This is a genomic window from Planktothrix sp. FACHB-1355, assembly GCF_014748295.1.
Classification (GTDB): Bacteria; Cyanobacteriota; Cyanobacteriia; order Cyanobacteriales; family Aerosakkonemataceae; genus Aerosakkonema; species Aerosakkonema funiforme_A.
Window position 1 is genome coordinate 1 of record NZ_JACJUP010000889.1, and the last position, 3,083, is coordinate 3,083.

The 3,083-nt window shown below is 47.5% G+C and carries 2 protein-coding genes and 2 pseudogenes; all 4 read right to left on the minus strand.

Going from position 1 to position 3,083, the window contains the following annotated elements; all coding sequences use genetic code 11:
- A pseudogene (locus tag H6S82_RS26490) lies at positions 1–239 on the minus strand (septum site-determining protein MinC); the annotation flags it as partial.
- Positions 240–821: 582 nt separating this feature from the next.
- On the minus strand, positions 822–2,144 hold the full coding sequence (locus H6S82_RS26495) for a four-carbon acid sugar kinase family protein (protein ID WP_190475231.1): 1,323 nt from the start codon (positions 2,142–2,144) through the stop codon (positions 822–824).
- Entirely contained in the window at positions 2,141–2,818 is a 678-nt protein-coding gene (locus H6S82_RS26500; protein ID WP_190475229.1) for a hypothetical protein, read from the minus strand. The genes H6S82_RS26495 and H6S82_RS26500 overlap by 4 nt, the downstream gene beginning before the upstream one ends.
- Positions 2,819–2,830: 12 nt before the next feature.
- Positions 2,831–3,083: pseudogene (locus tag H6S82_RS26505) on the minus strand (hypothetical protein); the annotation flags it as partial.

The following is a 3,083-nucleotide window of genomic DNA, read 5'->3' on the forward strand; positions in this document are numbered from 1 at the left end:
GGTGTATTCGGTTCCCAGAAACGTTCGCCAGCGCCCAGACGCTGCTTGAGCTGTAGCCAAAGATCGGGCCATGCGATCGCAGCTGCCGCAGCACCATCCGAGTTGGGTGTTTCTGGCGGCAAGATTAACAATAGCTTGCCATCTTCACCCTTGAGATGTACTTGTAAGGGCAGCACTGGCGCTGGGGGGCTTTCGGGAATTGTCTCGACTGAGGGAGGAACAGAAGAATCTACAGTCATGCGGAGTTGGCGCGATCGGCAACTGACAGAATAACACTATAGTGAAGTACTCCAACTAAACTGCGTTATAGTTGGCGCTTCCAATAATAGCTAGTTTAGAACGGTCTTATTCGTTTTCGGAGTTTCCCGTTTCATCCGCCGATGCTTTGTTGGGAACTTGCTTGCACAAGTCAGGGACTAAACCCCGTCTAAGTCTTACTCAGCGTTCACAGGCAGCAGTCCGCCTTCCACAGACCAAAACTTATTTTCGACAACCGCACCTTGGATTTATGCAATAGCGACCAGCTAGGTTTGGTTCTTCCCCGATCTCTGCCGAGTACATACTTGTAGACCTAAAAATTTAGGTGGCCTCTTAGTCAGCAACCAGTAAGAGTATAACCTAGCGTCAGATTTCAAAACCAAATACAGCTAAAGCAATGTTTTCTATTCTTCGCGACACCGCCCGGGAAACTTATTCCCAGACTTATATCAAAATTCCGTTAAATTTCTGCGCTTTCACTTCTCAGGTAGGGTGGGCAATGCCCACCATCGGACTCGGCTAAGAAACCCGGTTTCTTCAAGAAACCGGGTTTCTTCAAGGAACTATTTTGCAGAAAGCCGTCGATAAATCGTAGCCAAAGCATCTGCATCGCCCACATTACCCGGAAACAGCACCACCGGCAAATTGGGAAACTGAGGATGATCTGTTGGCGTCCGCACCATCGAACAACCGGCTAAAATCTGCCCCAACAAACGCGCCGAAGTCAAGGCTAAACCGGTACTCAACACATCGTTGGAAGTAATCCCACCTTTACTAATGAGAAATCCAATATCGTCAGGCAAACCGCGCACGATATCCATTAACAAAGTGGAAACAGCCACACCAAATTGCAAGCGCGTCTGGGTATCGTTAAATGTGAGTTCCTGACGGCTGGTATAAACTACGGGCGTTTTACCGTCAGCATGGATATCCTGTAGAGTTTTCAGCGTTTTGTCTAACAAAGCGGTACGTTGCACTTCCTCCTCATCGAGTAGGTGAGACACATCAACTTCGATGCCAACTATTCCCTCCTCTTGCAAAAGACGTTCCAGCTGTTCGGTAGTTTTTTTAACGTGAGAACCGACAATTACTGCCCCCGGTTTTCCTTCGCGCACATATTTTGCCATATCTTCGGCGGCGATCGGTTGCGGAGGTAGAGCAGCCAAAGCGGTTAAAATACTGGCAGCGCTGCGAAACAGGAAGCGTTTGCCCTGACTTGCGGCAGTCAGGATATCTGCGGCAAAGCGATTTAAGTCAGCTTGAGTTTCGCCATCCACAACGCCACATTGATTATCTGCCAGTTTCATCAGTCTTTCCTGACTGCCGCTGCGAATATCTGCCAGCAAAAATCTCTCTACGGCATCTGCTTCAATTCTGCCTTTTGTCTTTTCTTCTACATAATCGGGCAAATAACTGTGGTGATAGCCAAAAACGGAATCGCGGGCAAATTCGGTTTCGTGGACTGGCGTTGGGACACCGTTGACAATCAAATAATGCACGCTGTCGCGGGTGAATCTTCCTCCCTCAAAAAAGGCTGGTACGAGGAAATGAGCGTCAAAGGGGCCGAGTTCTGCGGCGATCGCATCGGTTTCGACTGGGTAGTGTCCCCGCAGGGTGGAGTCGGAACGGCTGACAACGAGGAAATCCTGAATCTGCTCAGATTCTAATGCTAATTTGAGGTTGTGGCAGACTTCCCGCGTCACATCAGCGGCTTCTTCTGGGGTAAGCGCCCTGGTATTGGTGAGTACAAAGAAGATGGGCGAGTCGTCAGTCAATCCCAGTCGCAATGTCTCGACATCCCAGCGCGTCAGCAGCAAGCAGCTGTGGACTGTCTGAGAACCGGTGGGGTCATCGTCTAGGACTATAATTTTGGGTTTGGTTGTCATTGTGAACGCGAACGCTGATTTTGCAATTTTCGCATTTCTGCTTGTACGCCGATCCCGATCTGCAATGCTTCGTTGAGAAGACGCCCGTATTCGCCTGCGCGATCGTTCACTTGCATCGCTTCTAGAGATCTTAAGTTATTGCTGAACAATTCTGGATTGGCGGCGATCGAGTTTTTATTTTCTCGCAAAATCTTCTCGCTCATCAAGGCGCGGATTAAGTCTTCTCGCGTCAATCTTAGGGCTTGGATCACTTGGCTTCTGTCGGTTAAACTGGTGTTGGCAGAACCTGCTATTTCGAGGCGATCGCTAATATCTATGGCTGTGAGTACGGCATGATATCGATCGATATCGTCGAGTAAATTGACAAGCAATTTCGGGCTGTGCTTTTTTAACCAAAACCACCTGCCAGCCAAAATAGAAATTGGCACGATAATTAGCAGCAAGATGGTTACATAAATGGAAGGGCCGATCGCTGGCAAAATTATAAAGGTATAAAGCCCTCCAACGACGATCGGAGTGAGAGCGATCGCAATCAAGATTTCGTTAACCAAAAAACTCAATCGCTTGCCAGCATCTTGCAGCATCGATGGTCTGAATACATCATCCGGATCGATGCCGCTTAAGTGCCTCAGTTCTCCCTTGCTAATTTCTAAGCTCTGTAAATCCGCTCGCACAAGCAATTCCTTTTACTCAGTTATATGCTGTTTTTGCAATTTTTTCATTTCGTCTTGTATGCTCAAACCGATCTGAAATGCTTCGTTTAAATAACGTCCGTATTCGCTTGCTTGTTCGTCTACTTGCAAGGCTGCTAAAGCTGTCAAGTTATTGGCAAATAATTCTGGGTTTATTTTGATAAATTGTTCGTTTTCTCTGAGAACTTTCTCTGTTTTTAAGGCGCGAATTATATCTTCCCGCGTTAGTTTCAAAGCTTGAATTACT